Below are 23,951 nucleotides of genomic sequence, written 5' to 3'. Positions count from 1 at the left end.
GAGGGGGACTATTATTTGTCATAAGCTTAAGTTTTTGTTTACTTAAGTATGCGTCAACTTAAGTATATGTTAGCTTGGTTTTTGCTAACTAGCATTTCTACCTAAGTTTGTACTTCTTAGCTTTACTACTAAACATTACGTTTATTGCTGGTAAAAATTCCTACTAGAATACGGATAATACCAACTACAAATAAGAATAGGAAAGCTAAAGCAAAGTTAATTAAGCGATTGTATTTTTGGTAAAGAGTTTCACCTGTATAGTTACGGTACTCACCTACTAACACGCTAGCTTTGTTTTGCGGTAAGTAGTTAACAATTTCACCTTTGTGGTTAATAATTGCGGTAATACCGTTGTTAGTTGCACGCAGAGAGTATCTTTGGCTTTCTAATGAACGATAGCGAGCAATATTAAGGTGTTGCGCTGGACCTTGCTCCTCACCAAACCATACGTCGTTACTAATGTTAATTAATACACCCGTATCAGCTTTTACTTGACGAATTAGCTGTTCCGCAAAAAGAGCGTCATAGCAAATAATCATTGCAGCTTGACTAAACTGCGTTTTTAAATTGCTTTGGTATTTAGCGCCTTGAACAAATGGGCTTGATAATTGCTCTTTAATTGCGTCAAATGGTAAGTATTGGAATAACCAAGCAAATGGCACGTATTCACCAAAAGGTACAAGGTGTTGTTTGTTATAAACTTGTACCAGCATTTGTTGGTTTTCGTTTAAAGTTTCTAGGTGATTTGGAGCATGAACTGCACCGACCATTGCAGATGGTTCACTTAGAACTAATGCAGTGTTGTAGTATTGGATTTGTTGCTCTTTACTTGCAACGGCTAAAATACCTAATACTAGATCACCACCTGTTTGGTAAATTGGATTATAAATTCTTTCTAAGTAAGAAAGTGTAGGTGCCACATATGGACTTGAAGCATAACGCGGGTCTTTATCTAGAGAGTAAAAAGACATTAATGCAGCTTCTGGTAAAATCCAAAGTTTTGGAGTATGGGTGATCGAGTGATCATTTAGAGTTTGGGTAATCAGGTTCTCATAGCGATTTACCATAAGAGGCTGATTTTGTAATTGCTGGCGATCACGTGATAAAAAGTTTGGCTGTACTAAAGCAGTAGTAATTGCTGGACCTGTTGCTTTGGTAAATTGGAAAGTTACAAAGAAACTTGCAACATAACCACCAACTAAGATTAACAGGGCAATAAAATCCGTACGCCAAGCTACACGAATTTGACGATCAATAGTACGGCGTCTTAAACTCATCACCATAGGTTGTTGGCGACTAATTACCAGACGGTGTACTAGCGCGTAAATAAAGGTAGCTAAGGCAAATTGGAAGAACTGTACTAAATAAGTACCCCCAATTGGCGCCAGCGTTACCCCAAGTTGATTAATATTAGCGTAAGCTAAGTTTAACCAACTAAAGTTAGCTACAAGGTTGTACCATAAGTAAGTTACCCCACTATAAAGTAGTGGAAGGAAAACAAAGTATTTTCCTCTTGCATTCCACAGCGCAGCTAGGATTACACTTCGTAAACCTAAAGTCATGCTCACACCTAGTACTAATAGCTGACTTACTCCAAATGGTAGCTCACCAAAATAGTTAACCGCATCGTTTAACCAGTTTAAGGTTGCGTAACTAAAAGCAACGTCCCAAACATAAACAAATAGGTAACTCGCACGTTTTGCGCTCGCTTTGAACTGTAAAAAGAAAATATAGAAGAATAAACCAATATACAATACTACACTATTGTAATATGGCGCAAAACCTAAATAAGTAAAGTAACCTATTACGGCTGCAAGCAGAATAAGAGGGAGACGAGCTCCCCAACTAGTTATAATCATTTACTCTCCTCCGTCTTAGTTGGCGAAGTAGAGTTAGTTACTTGCGCTTTAGTAGGCGCTTGAGTAGTTGCTGTCCCATTCTCGATCTGAGAAACTTGAACAGGATTAGAATCAGAGGCAGTTTGCTCTTGAGATTGTTCAAACTGCTTTTGCTGTTCTTGCTCTTGCTTGAGCTGCGATTGAGAAACTTGAGAAGTGTCTGAAAGTTCATTTGTGTTAGTACTTGTTGAGTTAGAAGTTGATGTTGTTGCTACCGTTGTTGCTACTGTTGCGTTTCCTACCTTAGATGCTGGAGAAGTAGCATTTGCTGATAAATTATCAGCCTCTGGCGTAGCTGTAGCATTCGCAGTTGCACTTGCAGCTACTGATGAACTTGGAGCTTGCGAAGCTACTTCTTGGTTAGCTACATTAGCTTGTTCAACTGTTTGTTCACTAGCTTGTGCTTGAGCTGTTTCATCAGTGCAGTCAGCTCCATTTTCTGGAGATAAGGCTTCACTAATTACTTTAGCTTCTTGTGCACTTTCATCAACAACTAGATTTCTGATTTTGTTGTTCAGTTCAACGGAAAAGTCTTGAATTGCACGGATACGTAATTTTAAAATCTGACGATCATTTACTTGGGTAATACGAGCGATTAGTTTACCCTCTACTAATTCAATTGATTCATTACGCACTGGCATGTGTCCTAGTAAACCAAATACATAGCCACCAATAGTGTCAAACTCACTATCAGAGAGATCAACATTAAAGGCTTCGTTGAATAAGTAAATTGGGGTACGTGCTAAAACATCAAACGAAGTTTTACTAACTTGCTGGATAAACTTGTCATCCTTGTCAAACTCATCAGAGATATCCCCAACAATTTCCTCAAGAATATCTTCAATGGTAATTAACCCTGAAATTTCACCAAACTCGTTTACTACTAAAGCTAAGTGAGTATGTGAGTTTTGGAACTCTTGTAAAAGAGTAGTTACGTGTTTAGTTTCAGGAATAATTTTGATTGGTTTTGAGATCTCTAGGAGACTCGTTTGTTCAATATCTTGATTGATAAGGATACGGAGGAGATCCTTAGTAAAGAGAAGACCAAGACTTTGGTCTTCATTGTTATCATCAAGAATTGGATAACGGCTGTGACCGTATTCTAGAACAGAATCTAGTACTTCGCTTAGAGAATCATCAGCTTCGAAGTAATCAATATGAGCTCTTGGGATCATAAGATCACGTGCGCGTAAGTTACGAATGCTTAAAACCCCTTTAAGCATTTTAGCAATGTGAATATCTAGCGCTTGGTTGTTATTTAAATATTCAATTTGTTGTTCTAGGTCATCAACACTCTCAACTGAGTTAGGTTTGTTAGTTAAGAGAGAAATTAGCTTTTGACGACTTTTTTGTAATAAGTTTTGACTAGTGTTTTTTAAATTCTGTAGCAAAGACATGCGATATTTATTTTTTTAAATTCGATTACGTTTATAAAAATGTAAAGTATTACTATTATAGTATAAACTAGGGGAGCAAGATCCAAAACTTTATTAATTATTAGTAAAATCCGAGGGAGAAAAGAGAAGAAGAACGAAATAATTAACGTGAAAATTTTAGCCTCGCCAAAACAAGGAGACAAATTGAGGAGACAAGAGACAAAATGAGAAAACAAAAAGATCATACTAACCAAACTAAAAATAATTTTGCTCTTCTCTGTTTGAGATAACTACTGCGCTTGCTATTTAGATGACTATTTCAATGGCTATTTATATTGCTATTTTCTCCTTGCCTTAGGAGAAACAAACAACATGGAAATAAACTTTTTTGTATTGTATTTCAGTAGTTTGCGCTCTTTTTTACATAATTTTCTGCCATTGGCAGATTATTATGCTAAGATAGAAATATAACTTAATTAAATTTTGTTTTAAAAAAGAAAAAAATTAGAAGAGATTTTTATGGTACTAAGTTCAACTACTACCACAGGTAAATAGACTAGCTTATTTACAGGTGGATTTTAGCAAGAAAAAATAATTTAACTTTGACTTTTATTAAGTCGTAAATTGTCTCTCAAGTCTACCTATCTGTAATGTAGTTAGTCCTTCCTTATGCGTGGCTAGCTACCGAGTAAAAAAATCTCTCTAGGGGCGAGCCATTAGGCTCGCCTTTTGCGTAGCTAAAAATTATAAGCTGTACTAATTTTAGTAGTGCAAATAGAACTAGGGTACTTGAAGATCATTCAACTATTACTAAAATACGCTAAGTACCATTAAGATTAGAAACAGGCAAATTTGTATAAACTCAGATTTCAATTAACAGTTAAACTAAGACTAAATCAGCTGACAGCAAGAAGTTAAATTTTTTAACTTTAAGTTGCTCAACTTTAACTAAGACAGGTATCAAGATGAAAGTTCTTAAATTTGGTGGCACATCAGTAGCAAATGCTCAAGCATTTGCCAATGTAGCAAAAATTATTCGTAGCGCTTATGAACAAGAAGGTGTTGCTGTAGTTTTATCAGCACCGGCAAAAGTTACTAACTTACTGCATGCTGCTGTAGGACAAGCACAAGCTGATGGCTCATATCGTTCTTCTCTAGGTGCAGTTGAAGATATTACTTACAGTATTGTCAACGGCTTAGCTCCAGAAAATGAACGTGAAAAATGGTTTGTTGGTCTAGGTGCAATCTTAAACGAGATTGAAGCTAGTTTAAAAGCACTAGCAATTAACAAGCAATTAAGTGATGCAGAGTTTGCTTACATTGTAAGTGCTGGGGAGCGTTGTTCTATTTTCTTAATGCAACAATACCTAGAAAGTTTAGGACAAGCTAATGAAGTTATCCAGCCATGGGAATACTTTGTAGCTAGTGACGACAATTACTTAGAAGCTGCAATTAACGTTGAAGCTTCACGTGCAAATTTTGCTGATTTTGAGTTCAATCGTAAAAATGTTTACTTAATGCCGGGCTTTACTGCAGGTAATGCACAAGGAGAAATTGTTCTTCTGGGACGTAATGGTTCGGATTACTCGGCTGCGTTACTAGCTGCGTGTATTAATGCAAGTGCTTGTGAGATTTGGACAGATGTTGAAGGTGTGTACACTTGTGACCCTAACATTGTCGAAGAAGCGATTTTACTCCCAGAGCTTTCCTACCAAGAAGCAATGGAGTTAAGTTACTTTGGTGCTAAAGTTCTGCATCCAAAAACAATTGCCCCAATTGCGCAATATAAAATCCCTTGCCTCATTAAGAATGTAAAAAATCCAAATGGTTGTGGAACTTTAATCGTTGACGCTAGTCAAGTAAAACCTTCAGAGCAACACATTAAAGGAATTACAGCGTTAAACAACATTGCTATGTTCAACGTTTCTGGTCCTGCAATGATTGGGCAAGTAGGGATCGCTGCTAAAATCTTCTCAGCAGTTTCACGTGCAGGTATTTCTTTAATTCTAATTACACAAAGTTCATCAGAGTACTCAATTGGTTTCTGTTGTACTGAACGCGACGCTTCTAAATGTTTAGCCGTGCTCGAACAAGAATTTGCAGCTGAAATTGCTTCAGGTGCCTTAGATCCAATTGAAGTGCAACATGAGTTATCAATTGTTTCTGTAATTGGTGACAACATGAAGAACTTAAAAGGGATTGCTTCACGTTTCTTCTCGGCTTTAGCGCAAACTAATGTAAGTATTATCGCTATTGCGCAAGGTTCATCAGAGCGTGCAATTTCAACAGTAATTCGTGGTAAGCAAGTAATTGAATCAGTAAGAGCAACTCACCGTGCTCTCTTTAATACAAAACAAGTAATCCGTGCTTACATTGTCGGCGTAGGTGGGGTCGGGAGCGAGTTAATTTCCCAAATCCTTCGTCAAAAAGAATACCTTGCAAATAAAAATATTGAAATCCAAATTTGCGGTATTGCCAATAGCCGTAAATGGTTACTTGACCCTAAAGGTTTAAACCTAGATGCTAACTGGCGTTTACGTCTCGAGGAAGAAGGACTTGAGTATACTCTGTCTGACTTTATCCGTCGCTGTGAAATTGATCACGTAGTAAACCCAGTATTTGTTGATTGTACGTCAAATCAAAATATTGCTGATAGTTATGTACGTTTACTTGAAGCTGGCTTTAATATCGTAACCCCAAACAAAAAAGCAAATACTGCCTCTTACGCTTATTATCGTCAAATGCGTGCTGTTGCTCAAAAAGAGCAACGTCGTTTAATGTACGAAACAACTGTAGGTGCAGGCTTACCAGTAATCGAGAATTTACAAAATCTTTTAGCAGCCGGTGACGAGATTGAAGTGTTTAACGGTATTCTTTCAGGTTCACTATCTTATATCTTTGGGGAACTTGAAGAGGGGACACCATTATCACAAGTAACAACTAAAGCACGTGAACTTGGCTTTACTGAACCAGATCCACGTGATGACCTTTCAGGTCAAGACGTGGCGCGTAAGCTACTAATTCTTGCTCGTGAAGCAGGTTTACAACTAGAGTTATCTGATATCGAAGTTGAACCTGTGTTACCAAAAGACTTTGCTCAAGGTTTATCAACTGCAGAGTTTATGGCAAAACTACCTGAACTAGATCAAGCTTTTGCTGAACGCGTAGCTAAATGTAAAGCTGAAGGTAAAGTAATGCGTTATGTAGGGCAAATTAAGCAAGGTAAATGTGCGGTGAAAATCCTTGAAGTAAGTGCAGATGATCCACTCTACAAAGTAAAAGGTGGTGAAAACGCCTTAGCTTTCTATACGCATTATTACAACCCAATCCCATTACTATTACGTGGTTATGGTGCAGGTAATGATGTAACAGCTGCCGGAATTTTCTCTGATATCCTAAGAACTTTACAAAGCTACGGAGGCGTACGTTAATGCAAGTAGCAGTTTATGCTCCGGCAACTTCTGCGAATTTAAGTGTTGGTTTTGATTTACTTGGTTTGGCAGTTAAACGTGTTGATGGGGAAATGCTGGGCGATATAGTTATCGTTGCAGATTTTAAAGAGGGGGATACAAGTCTTGTTGAAAGCTCTTTACCAGCAGTTGCTTTTTACGGTAAAGGTAAGTTTATCGGCAAACTAGGTAATGATCCTGACAAAAATCTCGTTTTTGCAGCTTACAAATTATTTAAAGCAGAGTTAGACAAGTTAAACTTAAAGGTTAAACCTTTAAGTTTAACCCTGTATAAAAACATGCCAGTGGGCTCGGGACTAGGATCATCATCGTCTTCATCAGTAGCGGCGCTAGTTGCGTTAAATAAGTTTCACGGTGAACCACTAGGTAAAAATGCTATGTTAACTTTAATGGGAGAACTTGAAGGTTTAGTTTCAGGCTCGCCTCATTATGACAATGTTGCTCCTGCATACTTAGGTGGTTTACAACTCATGCTTCCAGCAGCTTACCCACGTTACCAAGGAGCGCCTGCCGAGCCGGTAATGGTTGATGAGCAGCAACAAACAGAGTTAACTGTGAGCTTACCGGTTTTCTCTCAATGGATTTGGGTTCTAGCTTACCCTGGTATTGTAGTTAAAACCGAAGACGCGCGTCGTATTCTGCCAAATAGTTATAGCCGTAGAGAGATTATTGCTCAAAGTTCATTTATGGCAGGTTTTGTGCACGCGCTGTATTTTGGTGATGATGAACTAGCTGCAAATTGTTTACATGACTATGTGGCTGAACCATATCGTGTACAACTATTACCTAATTACCAAGAGCTTTCAGCCCTGTTATACCAAGCTGGTGCCAAAGCCTGCGGAATTTCCGGTTCAGGACCAACTTACTATGCTCTAACCGACAACTATGAGACCGCAGAAAAACTGCGCCAAGTATTTGCCGAGCACTATTTACAAAATGAAGAAGGCTTTATTCACATTTGTGAGACCGACTTTGACGGTGCTCGTGTGTTAAGTGAAGCAGAGTTAGAGAGATTTTTACGAGAGCAAGGATAGAAAATGCAATTTTACAATATCAAACATCCAGATGAAAGAGTTTCATTTAAACAAGCAGTGTTGCAAGGTTTAGGACGTGAACAAGGGTTATTTTTTCCAAGTTCACTACCTGAATTTACACCAGAGCAAATTCAAGAGCTACTAGCTCTTCCTTTCCAAGAGCGCGCTACTAAAATTTTAGGAGCATTTATTGGTGATGAGTTCTCGGAAGCGGAAATTAAAGAGTTAGTAACTAAAGCTTTTAATTTCCCAGCTCCGGTAGTTAAAGTAGAAGATGACATTTACACGCTGGAGTTATTCCACGGACCAACTCTAGCTTTTAAAGACTTTGGTGGTCGTTTTATGTCTCAAGTTTTACGTTTACTAGCCAAAGAACGTAAAATTACTATTCTTACGGCAACATCAGGAGATACTGGCGCAGCTGTAGCTCATGCTTTCTATCAAATTCCGAACATTGAAGTTGTTGTTCTTTATCCAAAAGGGCGAATTTCTGAGTTACAGGAAAAACTATTTTGTACTTTAGGTGGCAATATTAAAACAATTGCCATAAATGGTGATTTTGACGCTTGCCAAGCTTTAGTTAAACAAGCATTTGATGATCAAGAACTGCGTGAAGCAATTGGTTTAAACTCTGCTAACTCAATTAACATTAGTCGTTTATTAGCGCAAATTACTTATTATTTTGAAGCATATGCGCGTTTAAATACTGATAAGCCTGTGTTAGTAAGTGTACCATCAGGAAACTTTGGTAACTTAACTGCGGGGTTACTAGCTAAAGCTCTTGGTTTACCAATTAGTAAATTTATTGCTGCAACTAACGCTAATGATACAGTTCCACGTTATTTAGCTTCAGGTAAATGGGAGCCAAATAAAACTCAAGCAACTTTATCTAACGCTATGGACGTTTCACGTCCAAATAACTGGCCACGTATTGAAGAGTTATTCCGTGTTAAAGGCTGGTCTTTAACCCAAGACTTATTCTCTGCTCCAGTTTCCGATGAAACTACAGCGCAAACTATTGTTGCTTTAGATAAAGAGGGCTACCTTTCAGAGCCTCATGGTGCCGTAGCTTATCGTGTCCTTAAAGATCACTTACAACCTGGACAAGTTGGGGTATTCTTAGGTACAGCGCATCCAGCTAAATTTAAAGGTGAAGTTGAAAATATTCTAAAACGCGAAATTGCCTTACCAGAGCAATTAGCTAAGTACAAAGATTTACCTTTACTTTCAGCAAACTTAGATGCTGATTACGAGCTATTAAAAGCTTTCTTATTAGCAGAGAAGTAATAGCTTACAACTAAAGAGAGTAACCTTAAAGTAGCACAGATGAGCTCAAAGTAGCTAAAAATAGCTAAAAGTAGCTCAAAGTAACTACTGTAAGGTTACCGCTGATAAAAAACAAAAGAAATAGCTAAGGCTAGAGCAAAATCGCTCTAGCCTTAGCTATTTTTATAATCTTAATGAGGTTATCCCAACCGTTAAAGTAGCTTTTAGTAGCTAACTTGCTACAAGATGCTAACTACAATCAGTTAACCAATTACATCATACGTTTTAACGTATTGTCTTTTCTTACGTAGTGGTGGTATAAAGCTGCTACAGAGTGTAAACCAATTAGCGCTAAACCAGCGTAACCTAAATAGATGTGACTTGCATGTAAGAAACCAGCTAAATCATAATTTGGCGTTACAGCACCAGCTGGAATGATTTCCCAACTAAATAATGCAAAGTTACGACCGTAGTATAGACGGAAAAGTACCCCTGAAAGAGGAATTAAAACAAAGATTAAAGCTAAAAGAATTTTTACAATTTTAGCAAGAACTAATTGTGAAGTTGGTAATGCAGGAACAATCGCAGGTACTGATTTTGCATATACGTGCATAGTAACTAAACGAATAGTTGCAAATACTAAAGTTAACGCACCAAATAAGAAGTGCCAAGGGTATAAACCTGTAAAGATTGTAACGTATGCACCTAATACTGTTAAAACAATTAACCAGTGTAACGAACGCGACACTGCATTATATTTCGCTGTTGGATTTGCCATAAACTTAATCCTAAAATTAAATAGTTAAAATATTTGTACTTTGTGTTATTTGTACTTTGTGTTGTTTAAAAATCTATATCGCTTTATCAGCTAAAAGAGTTATCTAGTTGCTCGTACCACAGTACCCAGCTATAACTATTCTTCTCAATCATTAAATCTAAGTAGCCTCTGATGATAAAACGGATATTTGCCTAAAGACCGGAAGATTTTTTGTGTAAAGTTACTAAATAAAAATTTTATCTTCCTGACTCTTTCAATATCCCGGCTATTATATAAAAATTCAAGTAAAAATAGCAATTTTATCCTTTTTTACCTATTTTTATTTGCAGATGATAACCGTCTTCAATTACAAAATAACCTATTGAAAAATAAACTCTTTTAGACAACTATCCCCACGAAGCTAAAATAACTTTTACCTCGGCAAATAAACAAGTTTATGAAAAAGCTTTAACTATTAATAGATTTACCAAGATCAAATCTACTCTATGGTTACCTCGAGGTTATTTTTAAAGAAAATAGCCATTAAAATGAGGATTGTCCTTAGAGTTTCGGGGAGAAATTTTACTTAATCGTCTGTTGCAAGTGGTAAGTTTTTTTGCAAAAAATTGGGAGTTCTCCTAAAAAGTTCACTTTTTTCAACAAAATTGGTATTGTCGTAAAAAATTTAGGGTTACTCTGAGGATAACGTCGGAGAATTTAGGAACATTACAAAGAGGTGTTTGGGTTGGGAACATTGCAAAGGGAGTTTGGGAATTATGCAAGGGAGTTTAGAAATATTGCAAAGGTAATTTCGTAATACGTTGGTAAGTTTGGTAGACAGACTGCTCTCTTCGCAAAAACAAATAAAAGAAAGGATGAACAAGATTATACATCTTGCTCATCCTTTGAAAACTATCACCTTTATAGGTTATATCAAATTTTTCTGTACAACTATAAATAAAGCTAAAGATTTAACTCTTAGAGCTTTATTAACTGTTTATAAAGTTTTATTCAGTTGGAGAAACGTGTTGATATAAGCCGGTAAAAATACGGCTAAAGTTAATTCCTTCTAAACTACCATTTTGGCTGTTGTATTTTAAAGCAAACCAAATAAACTCTGCTTTACCAACAATTGCTTCAAAAGGAATTGGTCCAACAAAACGTGAGTCTTGTGAGTTATCACGGTTATCCCCGATCATAAAGTAATGATCCGCTGGAATTACCCACGTTAGTGGAGTTTGTCCTGGTTGACGATAAATATTTGCAGCCGCAAAATTTAACGGTGATGGATTTTGTAAAGTATAGTGAGTAACTTCACTACCAGAGGCAGTAGTTAAAGTTTCACTACGCATATTTTGGTAACTGCCGTTGTAAAAATAGTTGTAATTTGGTGAAAAAGCACCATAAGTAATTTTACTAATTTTACAACCTCTTTCAAGAGATTCTTCTGGGTAATTCCAATCTACTTTACGTGAAACTGATTCTGGAATCATACAGTCAGAAATGATCATAAACTCTTGACGAATTTGATCATAATGCACTATATCACCCGGTAAACCAATTACGCGTTTAATCCAATCTTCATTAGTAGTCGGTGATTTGAAGACAACAATATCACCACGCTCAACTGGCGCAAAACGAACAATTGTTTTTTGCCAAATTGGATCTTGTAAACGATAGTGGTGTTTGTTTACCGCAATATAGTCACCAATCTCTAATGTTGGTTGCATTGATCCTGAAGGAATCTTGAATGGTTCATAGATAAATGAACGGAAGATAAAGATAATAAAGAAAAACCAGAAGTAGCTCGAAAGCTCCCCTAAATAGGTACGACGAGCTTTTACTGCTGCACCTTTTTTTAATTCTTTATTAGTTTTAATTTCAAGTTCAGGATTTTCGAGATTTAACTCTGCTGCCATTTCACGCTGAAAGCGTGGTAAGTATACAAATCTTCTTACAAAGTAAGCTGCTAAAAACACAACTAACATTAGTACCCAAATGATCGACAGACCATTTGCAAAAGTATCCATGAAGATGTTATACAGGACAACAAAAAGAAGAATTACCGTAACAAAGGCTAATAAACTTGCAGAATTTTTCATTAATCTTTACCTACGTGTAAGATTGCTAAGAAAGCGTCTTGTGGTACTTCAACGTTACCTAATTGTTTCATACGTTTTTTACCAGCTTTCTGTTTTTCTAATAGTTTACGTTTACGAGTAACGTCACCACCGTAACATTTTGCTAATACGTTCTTACGTAATTGCTTCACCGTTGAACGTGCGATAATCGTGTTACCAATAGCTGCTTGAATTGCAATATCAAACTGCTGTCTTGGAATAAACTCTTTCATCTTCTCTACTAATTGTAAACCACGTGAACGTGCATCGTCACGGTGTACAATTAGAGATAGAGCATCCACACGGTCACCGTTGATTAAAACATCAACACGCACCATTGGCGCACGTTGGAAACGTTTGAAGCTGTAATCTAACGAAGCATAACCACGAGAAGTAGATTTTAAGCGATCAAAGAAGTCTAGGATCACTTCACCCATTGGAATTTCAAAGGTTAAAGCTACTTGGTTACCGTGGTAAACCATGTTCGTTTGTACCCCACGTTTTTCGTGACATAGAGTTAAAACGTTACCTAAGTACTCTTGTGGTACTAAGATATTACATTCTGAAATCGGCTCGTTAATTGCTTCGATGTTGTTTACTGGAGGTAGTTTAGATGGAGAATCCACATATACTACTTGACCATTAGTAAGCTCTACTTCATAAACTACTGTCGGCGCAGTTGTAATTAGATCAAGATCATACTCACGCTCTAAACGCTCTTGAATGATCTCCATGTGTAATAGACCTAAGAAACCACATCTAAAACCAAAGCCTAGCGCTTCAGAAGTTTCTGGTTCAAAGTATAACGAAGCGTCATTTAAAGAAAGCTTTTGTAACGCGTCACGGAAAGCGTTATAGTCATCTGAACTAATTGGGAAGATTGCCGCATAAACTTGTGGTTTTACTTTTTTGAAACCAGGTAAGTTTTGCGCTGCACCATGGTGCTGATGCGTAATGGTATCACCAACTGGAGCACCAAGGATCTCTTTAATACCACATACTACCCAACCTACTTCACCACATTGTAAAACGTCTTTGTCAGTTTGTTTTGGTGTAAACACCCCAAGACGATCTACGCCGTAGTTTAAGCCAGTAGACATGATTTTAATCTTGTCGCCTTTGCGTAAAGTACCGTTTTTAATACGAACTAAACTCACAACTCCAAGATAGTTATCGAACCAAGAGTCAATAATTAAAGCTTGTAATGGCGCTTCAGGGTCACCTTCTGGTGCTGGAATTTTGTGGACAATTTCTTCAAGTACATCTTCAATACCTTGTCCAGTTTTTGCAGAACAACGTACCGCGTTGTGTGCTTCAATGCCAACGATATCTTCGATCTCACCTGCTACACGATCAGGATCTGCTGCTGGTAAGTCAATTTTGTTTAAAATTGGCACCACTTCAAGATTCATATCTAAAGCTGTGTAACAGTTAGCTAGAGTTTGCGCTTCAACACCTTGTCCAGCGTCAACTACTAGTAAAGCACCTTCACAAGCAGCTAATGAACGTGATACTTCATAAGAAAAGTCCACGTGTCCCGGAGTATCGATAAAGTTTAATTGATAGTCCTGACCATCTTTAGCTTTATAGTTCAAAGTAACCGAAGCGGCTTTAATGGTAATTCCACGCTCACGCTCTAGTTCCATTGAGTCAAGGAGTTGCTCTTGCATTTCACGGTCAGTCAAACCACCACAAGTTTGAATCAAACGATCTGATAAAGTTGACTTACCATGGTCAATGTGCGCAATAATAGAAAAGTTTCTAATGTTTTTCATAGAAAAAATTAATAAGCATATCCCCCTCTAATCTCTTCTAATCTCTTGAAGGGGGAATTTTTACATCTGTAAATTCTAAACCTGAGCCTTAGCCTCTCGCTAAAGCGTATCTAAACTAGATATTATAACATAAAAGCCTCTTTTACGCTAATCTTCCCAAGAAAAAAGAGCCTAAACTCGCAAAAGTTTTATAAAATTGTAATAAAATAAAGTTAAGGACAAAACTGTCGAGTTTAAGCAAATTTTGCTTAAGCTCAACAGGGAAGAATGTAAAACATAACAGCGAGTAAAAAATTGTTGTTAGGTTAAATTTGTTTGACTAAAACTGTTCAGTTAAAACTGTTTAAGTAAATAACTTAAATTGGTTAAACCCAAATCGCTTCTTACCCTTTTCTCTAGTAACAAAGGGAAAACAAATAGAATACAACTCATAGTTTCTCAACAAATATAAGACAACTCATACAAAGACATAACAACTCCATCGTTGTGATAAATAACAACTCATAGTTGTAATAAATGACAAATTCATCATTTTCTTATGCAAAATAAAGTTAAATTCTCACAATTACTTCACCCTCAACCACTTGCGCCTTACTTCTTAGATCCAGAAGTAGCGCCAATTGACTATACGGCTGCTCTTGCAACTCTCGAGAACTTTATTAGCCGTAATACCGTAACTCCTAAAGATGGAGAAATTCAACAAGATCTTACGACAATTCTCGAGCAATATGGTTTCAAAGCTATTAACTTTGACCATGAAGGAATTACAAATACTCTATTTCTCCGCTTAGGACAAAAAAGTAAACTTGTACAAGCTGTACAACCACATCTTGAACAAACTTTTCTTCTTTCTCCAGAAAACCCAAACAAAACTGTCTCTTGGCAGGAATTAAAAAGTCAATTTGCCCTTGCGCGTTTAGCTGGCGGACAAGTTGATGGACAAGATGTGCCTCCACTGTCTGATTTACCAGTTTTTGCTTTTGCAGGGCATACAGATGTAGTACCTGCGGGTAACCTTGAACAGTGGACAGTAAATGCTCCATTTTCTCCAGATTTTCATGAAGATCTAGTGGCAAATCCTTACGGATTTATTGAAGAAGTTGATGACTATGTTAGTCACAAGCAAGGTGAAACCCCAGCTGCTTCGCTATTTAAAAATCTTTTTAGTTGCATGCAACAAAGTAGCTTTGCTCAATACCTCCAACATCCAAACTATAGTCTTGTTGGACGTGGTGCTACTGACATGAAAAGTGGTTTAATTGCAAGTGTATTTGCAACTTGTGCTCTACTTGATAAATTTGCCGGAACTGATGCTTGTGAAAGCGTAAGCTTTGCTTTCCTCTTTACGTCAGATGAAGAAGCTCAAGCTCTACACGGAACTAAATATGTGGTTGAAGAACTTGAAGCTACCCAACAAAAACTTGAGTGGTGTATTATTGCCGAACCATCTTCAAGTAAACAAGTAGGGGATATTATCCGTAATGGACGTCGTGGTTCTGCTTCTTGGTGGCTTACAGCTAAAGGTGAGCAAGGACACGTTGCTTACCCTCACTTAGTTGATAATCCAATCCACAAACTTATTCCGGTTGTGCATGCACTACAAACTGAACTCATGCAACTTGACCAAGGAAATAGTAATTTCCCAGCAACCAGTTTCCAACTAGTTGAACTAGTTGCTGGTGATGGTACTACTAACCTCGTACCTGGTACAGCTCGTGCCCAATTTAACATTCGTTTTAACGACGAGCACAGCTACGCAAGCCTCCAAGAGCGTGTAAATGCAGTTCTCGCACGTTTCCCAGAGCTTCAGTCTTCGCTCGAAGTTACCACTACCTGCTCTGGTGAGTCGTTTGTTACGCCAAAAGACAATCAATTTTGTCAAGACGCAGCTAAGGTAATTGGGCAATTAACGGGTGGCAAAACCCAAGCAAGATTTGATACTGGTGGTGGTACTTCTGATGGACGTTTTATTACCCGTATTTGCAAACAAATGTTTGAACTTGGGGTTACTAATGCAACCTTACATAAAGTAAATGAGCAAGTTGTCCTTGGCGAGTTCTTTGAACTCATGCAGATTTACTACGGGGTAATGGCAAATACTCTTGGTTTAGTTGAGTTAGACTTGGCTGAGTTAGACTAGAGGAGAAGTTTAATTATGGCTTACTATCTAGGCGTCGACTATGGTACAGGAAATACCGGTATTGCCATTGGGCAAGATGTAACTTACACTGCCCAACCTCTTACTCATGTAAGTATGAGTAAAGGCAAGGTTGACCATGCTGGTTTTGATAAACTCGTCAAAGAATGGCAACCAAAAGCAGTTGTGGTTGGTTTACCACGTAACCAAGACGGCAGTTTAACTAATGTTGCTCCTAAAGTCATTGCCTTTGCTAAATGGGTACATAAGATTTTTACCATTCCGGTGTACTTTATTGATGAACGCAACACTACAACCAGCGCCAAAGAGTTTATCTTTGATAAGTATGCGTATAAAGGACTACAAAAAAATAAAGTTGATGCCATTAGCGCAGCTTTAATCTTGCAAGCATACTTTGACGGCGAAGAATTTATTGAATATGATCCTGAACAAGAAATAGTTTAGGTATGTTATAATTTTTTCGAAAGTTTCTATTTATCTATTGAGAATTATATGTCTGAAGAAGTAAAACAACAGCCTACTAAAGAAGAAGTATTTGCACGTATTCAACGTCAAGTTACAGAAAACCCAATCGTTATTTACATGAAAGGTACACCTCGTTTCCCTTCATGTGGTTTCTCTGCACGTGCAGTACAAGCTTTAATTGACCAAAATATCGACTTTGCTTTTGTTGATATTTTACAAAATCCTGAAATCCGTCAATACTTACCAGAATACGGTGATTGGCCTACTTTCCCACAATTATGGGTTAAAGGTGAATTAGTTGGTGGATGTGACATCATTCTTGAATTACAAGCGAATGGTGAATTAAAACAAATCCTTTCAGAAGCAGTTCAAGCTTAATAATTTAACCACAAAGCTCAAAGCTCGGCTAATCACAAAGAACAATTGCGAATAGCTAAGTGCAATAGCTTGAATAAGCTTTTACTTGAATCAGCTTTTACTTGAATCAGCTTTTACTTGAATCAGCTTTTACTTGAATCAGCTTTTACAAAGATTTTTGACAAAGACTTAGGGGTGAGAAGTATTTCTTCTCACCCCTAAATCTTGCCTTTATTCAGTAAAGTCGTAATAGGTTGCAATAAATCATAACAGCAAAATTAACCATTCAAAGTTCAGGCTGTGATTATGATGTTGCGATGATGTCATTATCTTAAATACAAAAAAACACTAAGGATAGACGAACCTTAGTGTTGAGCTTATTTAAAAACTTAACAAATAATAAAGTTTAAACATTTCTTACAGAAATTCTAAAACTGGTCAAAGGGACATTACAAATCATGACCAATATTTAGATCACACAATCAAAAACTAACAAGGATTTTCTTTTAATAAATTGAACGTAAAGAATGGGGTTTTAACCTATTATCAGACTCTTATTCAGGAAATATAAGAGTAACTATATGAGCTTCTTTAAAAAATAATAAGGATAAAACTAATTAAAAGAAAAAGATTTTGACTAAATATGTCAAGCAAGAAATGAGTACTTATCTGCTAAATATTATAGCAAAGAGTTAAAACTTTTGTAAAGCCCTAAAACATAAATTTATACAATTAAACCTCCAAGATCATGATATAAGGCAATTGTAATCATGAATAGGGGATTATCACCCCAAAAAGTGATTAGCCTTGGGAGATAGTAATTAACTTTGGAAGATAGTAATTGACTTTGGGATACTATGAGTATTTGAAAATATTTGAAAGTTGATCAAAAGGGAATTTGCATTTATTTAAATGGCAAAGATTTAGCTTTTTACCGTATTTATCTAGCTTTGTACTCTACTTATGTTTAGCTTTATAACCTTTTGAAAATTGAGTAGAAATTTTTTAAAATTTTTACGCAATTTTATACACAAGTAAATTAAATCATGCTATAATTGAATTATAGATCATAATAAAATCTCCTTAGTCTATTATTAATCTATTTGTTTCTCTTTAATTGCTATACATCTTTTTGTTGTAGATAGATAAGTTTTTTTGATTAAAAAAGAGTTCGTCGTCCTTTTTTAATCAGTTGTCCTTGTAAACAATGCTTGATACTATCCCGTCGACACTTAGTAACCTTGTGTTGTTTTATTCCTTTCCTTATCTGTTTTAGATGTTTGCTTTTAAAGATACTCGTATTAGTTATAAATCATATTTTTATCTCCATAGGTCTAGTAAAAAGATCAATATCTCATTTTTCTCCTTGTATGTTATTTTGTATTCTCTCTTTTACAAAATATAATCGTATTGATTTTTTTCTACACAAATTCTTTCTACTCTTGAAGCAAGTTCTCCGCTTGCTTCTTTTTTATGCGCAAATTTTGCGCAAAAAATAGGCTTACCCTAAAAACTAAGATAAGCCGAACGGTATAGTTTATTTTTCTAGTTGTTAAAGTTTCTCTTTTTTTAGTTGGTTAGTTGTTGAATGAATGCTTTTTGTTTAACTAAAAAAGAAAGAAACCTTAATAACCTTTACATCATTTACTGATTAAGAAATGATAGTTAAACTTTCGAAAAACTACAAACCTTAGACAAGATAAATGCTAAGAAGTTTTAAAAAAATCTTAATAGCCTTCTATCTTGACTATGGCAGAGTTATGCGGTTTCTCAAGAGTTACTTATATTTTAACCTAAGACTAGAGGTTTAGCTGACTTTTGTGCAGATAATTTAGCTTATTTTTGCTTTATTTGCGTAATTTTCTCATAAGAAAAAATTTTTTGCCAATCGAGCAACTAGCAACTGCTCTTAACATTTTTTATCCTTTCTTCCAGCCATATTGACCTACAATTTATAAGGTTAAAGTCTCAATTATCTCAAAATAAATTCTCAATTTCTTGAGATGATTTCTAATTTTCTCAAGGTAATTTTTTCTCAACCTCTGTGAGCTGTCCCCCAAATTTGACACAAAATCTAAAACTAACATTTGGAGGTTTTCACTCATGCAATTTTCTCATTTACTCTTCTCAACACCCTAAAGCACAAAATCCAAACCTAAATTGCAATCCAAACCTAAATTGCAACTTCCTAATCATTCACCTCTCCCAATGTGAGACTTTCTTCACAAATTTAGCAAAATATTACAATAAAAATATCTATTTTCAGTAAAATAGAGCATAAGGTTTAAGCGTCTTAATTTTTCTTTCCTTGTTCTCTTCCTTACAACTGCTTTTATTTTTCTTCTAGCTTTTACCTTATTTTTCTAGTGAACGAGAAACTAAAACAAAAACTAATTTCATTACTGCGGTAACTGTTTTAAGTTTACAACTTTGGTTAACTCTTCACTTCTGCCAATTAAAATCAAGGCAAAAGCAACAAAGTCAAAAAGCAAGAGCAAAAGCAAATCACAAAAACCATTTGTATCTATTGTAAATATTGTAAAGAAGTAGATTAGTCCAGAGAAATTAATGCTGAGGGATTAATTTTACTCTAATGGCTTACTTGAGTAGCTTACTCTAGTAACAAACTAATCTTCCTAAACAAAGTTACAGGGGAATAAAACTTAAGCACCCAGACCTTACTACACTTTGTTTTGTTTTATTTTCTTTTTAAAGGAAAGTAATTACTTTGAGGTTGTTAAATAACTAGTGGATTTGAGTACCTCGAGTATTTTAAGTAGCTGAGTTCTTTGATAATTTTCAAGTTATTGCTCCTTTAAGCAAAAACTTTATACGAGCATTATGAAATTAGCTTCAACTTTAAGATTAGCAAAATTATCTTCAGCATTTATCGTGTTAGGTTTAGCTGGTACAGCTTTAGCTAACCCAACAGTACAATTACGTGTAATTGAAACTACTGACATTCACGCTTACTATACTGCTTACGATTATTTCAAAGATGCACCTGTACAAAACTACGGTTTAACCCGTACTGCCTCTTTAATCAAACAAGCACGTGCTGAAGTAGCTAACCATGTTCTTGTTGACAATGGTGACTTAATCCAAGGCGGTATTATTGGTAACTGGGCTCTAGAAGATAACTTCAAATCTTACAAAATTCACCCAGCATACCAAGCTTTCCAATACCTGCAATATGATGTTTCTAATTTAGGTAACCACGAGTTTAACTTTGGTTTACCTTACTTACAAAAAGTTGTAGATACCGCTCAAGCTTTAGCTAAAGTTCCTGTAATTAACGCTAATGTTTATGATGCAAAAACTGGGAAAAACTACTACACTCCTTACATTATTCAAGAAAAAGAAGTAGTTGATACCGAAGGTAACAAACACGTTATTAAAGTTGGTTACATTGGTTTTACCCCACCAACAATTATGCAGTGGGATGCTGACAAACTTACAGGTCATGTAACTACAGCTCCAATTGTTGAAACTGCTGAAAAATTTATCCCTGAAATGAAAGCTAAGGGCGCAGATGTAATTATTGCTATTCCTCACTCGGGAATTGGGGTTACAGCTCCGTCAAACTCTTTATATGAGAACCAAGTTATTAACTTAACTAAAGTTCCTGGAATTGACGCAGTAATGTTCGGTCACTCGCACGCAGTATACCCTTCAGCTGAATTCAAAGATGTACAAGGTGCTGATGTTGAACGTGGTTTAATCAACGGCGTACCAGCAGTAATGCCTGGACGTTGGGGTGATCACTTAGGTCTAGTTGATTTAGTTTTAGTGCAAGACGACCAAGGTAAATGGAAAGTTGATCATACTAAATCAGTGGCAACAACGCGCGCAATTTACAATGGTAAAGAACGTAAAGCGCTAGTTGAAGAAGATCAAGGTTTAGTAGAAATTCTTGCAGATACACATACAAAAACACGTGAATATGCAAACTCACCAATTGGTCAACTTGAAGATAACCTTTACGGCTACTTAGCATTAACTCAAGATGACTATGCGGTTAAACTAGTTAACCAAGTACAACTACTTACCCTACAAAAATGGGTAACAGAACAAGGTGATACTTACAAAGGTTACCGCCTCTTATCTACACAAGCTCCATTTAAATATGGTGAACGTCACAATGACGTAACTAACTTTGTGGCAGTAGACAAAGGTACTTTTGCTTTACGTAACGTTTCTGATGTTTACGTATATCCAAATACTTACAACGTAGTAAAAGCAACTGGGGCGGAAGTAAAAGAATGGTTAGAATGTTCAACAGGACAATTTAACCAAATCGATCCAAATAGCTCGGAACGCCAAGATCTAATTAACTACCAAAACTATCGTACTTATAACTACGATGTGTTCTACGGTGTTACTTACAACATTGACGTAACTAAACCAGCAAAATACACTTCAACTTGTAAACCTACAGGCGTTGAAGGTGCTGGTCGTATCGTTAATTTAAAATACGCTGATGGCTCTGAAATTAAAGATGACGATCAAATCTTAGTAGCAACTAACAACTACCGTGCAAACGGTGGTCGTATGCCAGGTACTGGTCCTGATCACATTGTTTACGCAAGCTTATCCACTTCACAAGAAATCATCATGGATTATGTAAGTGAGATCTCTAAGGTTGGTACTCCAGTAACTATTGATAAAACTCCAACTTGGTCATTCTTACCTATTGCTAACGGTAGCCAATTAAATGTAGTTATCTACTCAGCTCCAGATGATAAAGCTGTAAACTGGACTTTACAAAATTCAGTTTGGCCTTTAACTAAATTAGGTTTAGATAGCGCTGGTTTCCAAGAATACCGCATTGATTTATCTAACTATCAACCACAAAACCTAATTAACAACCACAACAAATAGTTGCCGGTAATATAACAACCGCTACAAATATTTGAAATATTTAGTAGTGGTAGTTAACGAAAAAAGCTAGTTAACTCAAAATTGGTTAACCTAAACCTAAGTTAGTTAACCTAAAAGTTAGTTAACTCCAACTATTGGTTAACTATTTTTGCAATTTAATTAAGAACGGGAGCCTTTTCTTAAGCTCCCGTTCTTGTCAAATTTGCCGTAAATTTTAACTTTTTCTACAAAAGATCGAGCTAAATCGCGCAATTTTTTGTAAAATAGTAGTATCTCTTTAAAGAGATTTTCCATTAACTAAAAAAGTGTATATCTCCTTATGAAACTAAATGCAAAAACTTTTACTAAATTAACTGCAAGTCTAGCATTTATGGGCTTAGCAGCTTCTAGTTTTGCCAATAACGCTGTAATTAAATTACGTGTTATTGAAACCACAGATATCCATGCTTACTATACAGCTTACGATTATTTAAAAGATCAACCTGTATATCACTATGGCTTTACACGTGCAGCTTCATTAATCAAAGAAGCGCGTGCTCAAGCAGTTAACTCGGTACTTGTAGACAACGGTGACCTTATCCAAGGTGGTCTAATCGGTACTTGGGCAGTTGACAATAACTTCAAAGACTTCTCCATTCACCCAGCTTACATCGGCTTTAAAGCTTTAAACTACGATGTTTCCAACCTTGGTAACCATGAGTTCAACTATGGCTTACCTTACCTAGATCGTGTAGTTGACAGTGCACAAAAAACAGCAGGTATTCCAGTTATCAACGCTAACGTTTATGATGCAAAAACTGGCAAAAACTACTACACTCCTTACATTATCAAAGAAACTACTCTTACTGACGAAAATGGTAATAAACACCAAGTAAAAATTGGTTATATTGGCTTTACTCCACCACAAATTTTACAATGGGATGCCGAAAAACTAACAGGTAAAGTAACTGTTAAACCAATTGTACAGTCAGCTGAAGAGTTCATTCCAAAAATGAAAGCTGAAGGAGCTGAAGTAATTATTGCCGTACCTCACTCTGGTATTGGTCAAGTAAACCCTTCAAGTTCATTATTTGCCAACCAAGTTATTAACTTAACCCGTGTTCCTGGAATTGATGCGGTAATGTTTGGTCACTCTCACGGGGTATTCCCATCTGAAGAGTATGCTAACGTAAAAGGTGCAGATATTAAACGCGGTTTAATTAACGGTGTACCATCTGTAATGCCTGGGCGTTGGGCTGACCACATCGGGATTGTTGACCTTGTACTTGTACAACAAGCTGATGGTAAATTCAAAGCTGACTTAAAACAAAGTGTTGGTTTTGCTCGTCCTATCTATGATGTAAAAAATCGTCAACCTCTAGTTGAAGAAGATGCTGAATTAGTAAAAGTTTATGCAGATACTCATAAACATGTATTAAAATATGCTAATGCCCCTCTAGGTAAACTTAACGACAACATCTACGGCTACTTAGCTTTATACCAAGATGATCCAGCAGTTAAACTAGTAAACCAAATTCAACTTGAAACTTTAAAAGCTTGGGTAGCACAAAACCCACAATATAAAGATTACAAACTAGTTTCAGCAGCTGCGCCATTTAAATTTGGTGAGCGCCACAATGACCCAACTAACTTTACTGCTGTAGACAAAGGTACTTTTGCGTTCCGTAACGTACCAGACCTTTATGTTTATCCAAACACTTATGCGGTAGTTGAAGTTAGTGGTAAAGAGTTAAAAGATTGGGCAGAATGTTCTACTGGGGTGTATAATACTATTTATCCAGAAAGCAAAGAACGCCAAGAGTTAATTAACTACCGTGGCTTTAGAACCTATAACTATGATGTGTTATACGGTGTTACTTACCAAATCGACGTTACTAAGAATCCAAAACTTGACTCAAGATGTCGTCCAACAAGAACTTTAAACTCTGGTCGTATTGTTAACATGACTTACAACGGTGAAGAGATTAAAGACAACGACAAATTCTTAGTTGCAACTAATAACTATCGTGCTAACTCTGGTATGTTCCCTGGTACAGGTACTAACAAAGTAGTGTACCTTGCATTAGAAACTTCACAAGAAGTAATTGCAAACCATATCAAAGAATTAGCTTCGAAAAACCAACCAGTAGCGTTAGATCGCACAGTGAACTGGTCATTTGTTCCAGTACCAAATGGTGATCAATTAAACGTAGTTATCTTCTCTGCTCCTGATGATAAAGCAGTTAACTATGCGTTAAACAACTCAGTTTGGTCATTAACTAAACTAGGTCTAGACTACGCTGGTTTCCAAGAATATAAGATTGACTTATCTAACTACCAACCTGAAAAACAATACAAATAATTTGGTTGCACATTAGATAAACACCGAGCTCTTTTTAATAGGGATTCCCGAAA

Annotated in this window: 13 protein-coding genes; 8 read left to right on the top strand and 5 right to left on the bottom strand. The window is 36.3% G+C overall.

The genetic code is table 11. The features are described from left to right. Nucleotides 1-128: 128 nt before the first annotated feature. On the bottom strand, nucleotides 129-1,859 hold the full coding sequence (gene lnt, locus CKF54_RS01145) for an apolipoprotein N-acyltransferase (protein ID WP_119524456.1): 1,731 nt from the start codon (nucleotides 1,857-1,859) through the stop codon (nucleotides 129-131). Next, on the bottom strand, nucleotides 1,856-3,295 hold the full coding sequence (locus CKF54_RS01140; RefSeq protein WP_119524455.1) for a transporter associated domain-containing protein: 1,440 nt from the start codon (nucleotides 3,293-3,295) through the stop codon (nucleotides 1,856-1,858). The genes lnt and CKF54_RS01140 overlap by 4 nt, the downstream gene beginning before the upstream one ends. Nucleotides 3,296-4,239: 944 nt before the next feature. Here CKF54_RS01140 and thrA point away from each other — a divergent pair. The 3 genes from thrA to thrC are packed head-to-tail and all read left to right on the top strand — an operon-like array spanning nucleotide 4,240 to nucleotide 9,065. Continuing rightward, the gene (thrA, locus tag CKF54_RS01135) at nucleotides 4,240-6,705 is read left to right on the top strand and encodes a bifunctional aspartate kinase/homoserine dehydrogenase I (RefSeq protein WP_119524454.1); all 2,466 of its coding nucleotides are present in this window, start codon (nucleotides 4,240-4,242) and stop codon (nucleotides 6,703-6,705) included. Next, nucleotides 6,705-7,778, top strand: coding sequence for a homoserine kinase (thrB, locus tag CKF54_RS01130; protein ID WP_119524453.1), 1,074 nt, complete (start codon nucleotides 6,705-6,707; stop codon nucleotides 7,776-7,778). Before thrA ends, thrB begins: the two co-directional genes overlap by 1 nt. A 3-nt stretch (nucleotides 7,779-7,781) precedes the next feature. After that, entirely contained in the window at nucleotides 7,782-9,065 is a 1,284-nt protein-coding gene (gene thrC, locus CKF54_RS01125) for a threonine synthase (RefSeq protein WP_119524452.1), read from the top strand. 250 nt (nucleotides 9,066-9,315) lie between these two features. On the opposite strand, the gene CKF54_RS01120 is transcribed toward thrC, so the two are convergent. From CKF54_RS01120 to lepA, 3 genes are all read right to left on the bottom strand, one after another. Beyond that, entirely contained in the window at nucleotides 9,316-9,822 is a 507-nt protein-coding gene (locus tag CKF54_RS01120; RefSeq protein ID WP_119524451.1) for a cytochrome b, read from the bottom strand. Nucleotides 9,823-10,808: 986 nt separating this feature from the next. Continuing rightward, a complete protein-coding gene (gene lepB, locus CKF54_RS01115; protein ID WP_119524450.1) occupies nucleotides 10,809-11,903 on the bottom strand; it encodes a signal peptidase I in 1,095 nt (364 codons plus the stop codon). Continuing rightward, the gene (gene lepA, locus CKF54_RS01110; protein WP_119524449.1) at nucleotides 11,903-13,696 is read right to left on the bottom strand and encodes a translation elongation factor 4; all 1,794 of its coding nucleotides are present in this window, start codon (nucleotides 13,694-13,696) and stop codon (nucleotides 11,903-11,905) included. Before lepA ends, lepB begins: the two co-directional genes overlap by 1 nt. Nucleotides 13,697-14,234: 538 nt before the next feature. Between lepA and dapE the strand changes: the two genes are divergently transcribed. The 5 genes from dapE to CKF54_RS01085 all read left to right on the top strand — a co-directional run bounded on the left by dapE (nucleotide 14,235) and on the right by CKF54_RS01085 (nucleotide 23,898). Further along, nucleotides 14,235-15,836 (top strand): succinyl-diaminopimelate desuccinylase, encoded by a 1,602-nt coding sequence (dapE, locus tag CKF54_RS01105; protein WP_119524448.1) that lies wholly within the window; start codon nucleotides 14,235-14,237, stop codon nucleotides 15,834-15,836. A 15-nt stretch (nucleotides 15,837-15,851) separates the two neighbouring features. Next, nucleotides 15,852-16,298: a Holliday junction resolvase RuvX gene (ruvX, locus tag CKF54_RS01100; protein ID WP_119524447.1), complete on the top strand. Its 447-nt coding sequence runs from the start codon at nucleotides 15,852-15,854 to the stop codon at nucleotides 16,296-16,298. A 48-nt stretch (nucleotides 16,299-16,346) separates the two neighbouring features. Then, nucleotides 16,347-16,697, top strand: a complete 351-nt coding sequence (gene grxD, locus CKF54_RS01095; protein WP_119524446.1) for a Grx4 family monothiol glutaredoxin — start codon at nucleotides 16,347-16,349, stop codon at nucleotides 16,695-16,697. A gap of 2,820 nt (nucleotides 16,698-19,517) precedes the next feature. Further along, nucleotides 19,518-21,557, top strand: a complete 2,040-nt coding sequence (locus CKF54_RS01090; RefSeq protein ID WP_119524445.1) for a bifunctional 2',3'-cyclic-nucleotide 2'-phosphodiesterase/3'-nucleotidase — start codon at nucleotides 19,518-19,520, stop codon at nucleotides 21,555-21,557. Between the two features lie 319 nt (nucleotides 21,558-21,876). Further along, complete coding sequence (locus CKF54_RS01085) at nucleotides 21,877-23,898, top strand: bifunctional 2',3'-cyclic-nucleotide 2'-phosphodiesterase/3'-nucleotidase (RefSeq protein WP_119524444.1); 2,022 nt, start codon at nucleotides 21,877-21,879, stop codon at nucleotides 23,896-23,898. Nucleotides 23,899-23,951: the final 53 nt, after the last annotated feature.

It is taken from the genome of Psittacicella hinzii (genome assembly GCF_003585885.1).
Classification (GTDB): domain Bacteria; phylum Pseudomonadota; class Gammaproteobacteria; order Enterobacterales; family Psittacicellaceae; genus Psittacicella.
Note: the sequence above shows the minus strand (reverse complement) of the source record. Positions and strands in the feature narration are given on the sequence as shown.

What these genes read in the sequence shown, in the direction of transcription:
- lnt (WP_119524456.1), bottom strand. Translation starts at nt 1,859, where the DNA reads ATGATTATAACTAGTTGGGGAGCTCGTCTCCCTCTTATTCTGCTTGCA.
- thrB (WP_119524453.1), top strand. Translation starts at nt 6,705, where the DNA reads ATGCAAGTAGCAGTTTATGCTCCGGCAACTTCTGCGAATTTAAGTGTT.
- CKF54_RS01120 (WP_119524451.1), bottom strand. Translation starts at nt 9,822, where the DNA reads ATGGCAAATCCAACAGCGAAATATAATGCAGTGTCGCGTTCGTTACAC.
- CKF54_RS01085 (WP_119524444.1), top strand. Translation starts at nt 21,877, where the DNA reads ATGAAACTAAATGCAAAAACTTTTACTAAATTAACTGCAAGTCTAGCA.
- thrC (WP_119524452.1), top strand. Translation starts at nt 7,782, where the DNA reads ATGCAATTTTACAATATCAAACATCCAGATGAAAGAGTTTCATTTAAA.
- ruvX (WP_119524447.1), top strand. Translation starts at nt 15,852, where the DNA reads ATGGCTTACTATCTAGGCGTCGACTATGGTACAGGAAATACCGGTATT.
- lepB (WP_119524450.1), bottom strand. Translation starts at nt 11,903, where the DNA reads ATGAAAAATTCTGCAAGTTTATTAGCCTTTGTTACGGTAATTCTTCTT.
- lepA (WP_119524449.1), bottom strand. Translation starts at nt 13,696, where the DNA reads ATGAAAAACATTAGAAACTTTTCTATTATTGCGCACATTGACCATGGT.
- CKF54_RS01140 (WP_119524455.1), bottom strand. Translation starts at nt 3,295, where the DNA reads ATGTCTTTGCTACAGAATTTAAAAAACACTAGTCAAAACTTATTACAA.
- thrA (WP_119524454.1), top strand. Translation starts at nt 4,240, where the DNA reads ATGAAAGTTCTTAAATTTGGTGGCACATCAGTAGCAAATGCTCAAGCA.
- grxD (WP_119524446.1), top strand. Translation starts at nt 16,347, where the DNA reads ATGTCTGAAGAAGTAAAACAACAGCCTACTAAAGAAGAAGTATTTGCA.
- CKF54_RS01090 (WP_119524445.1), top strand. Translation starts at nt 19,518, where the DNA reads ATGAAATTAGCTTCAACTTTAAGATTAGCAAAATTATCTTCAGCATTT.
- dapE (WP_119524448.1), top strand. Translation starts at nt 14,235, where the DNA reads ATGCAAAATAAAGTTAAATTCTCACAATTACTTCACCCTCAACCACTT.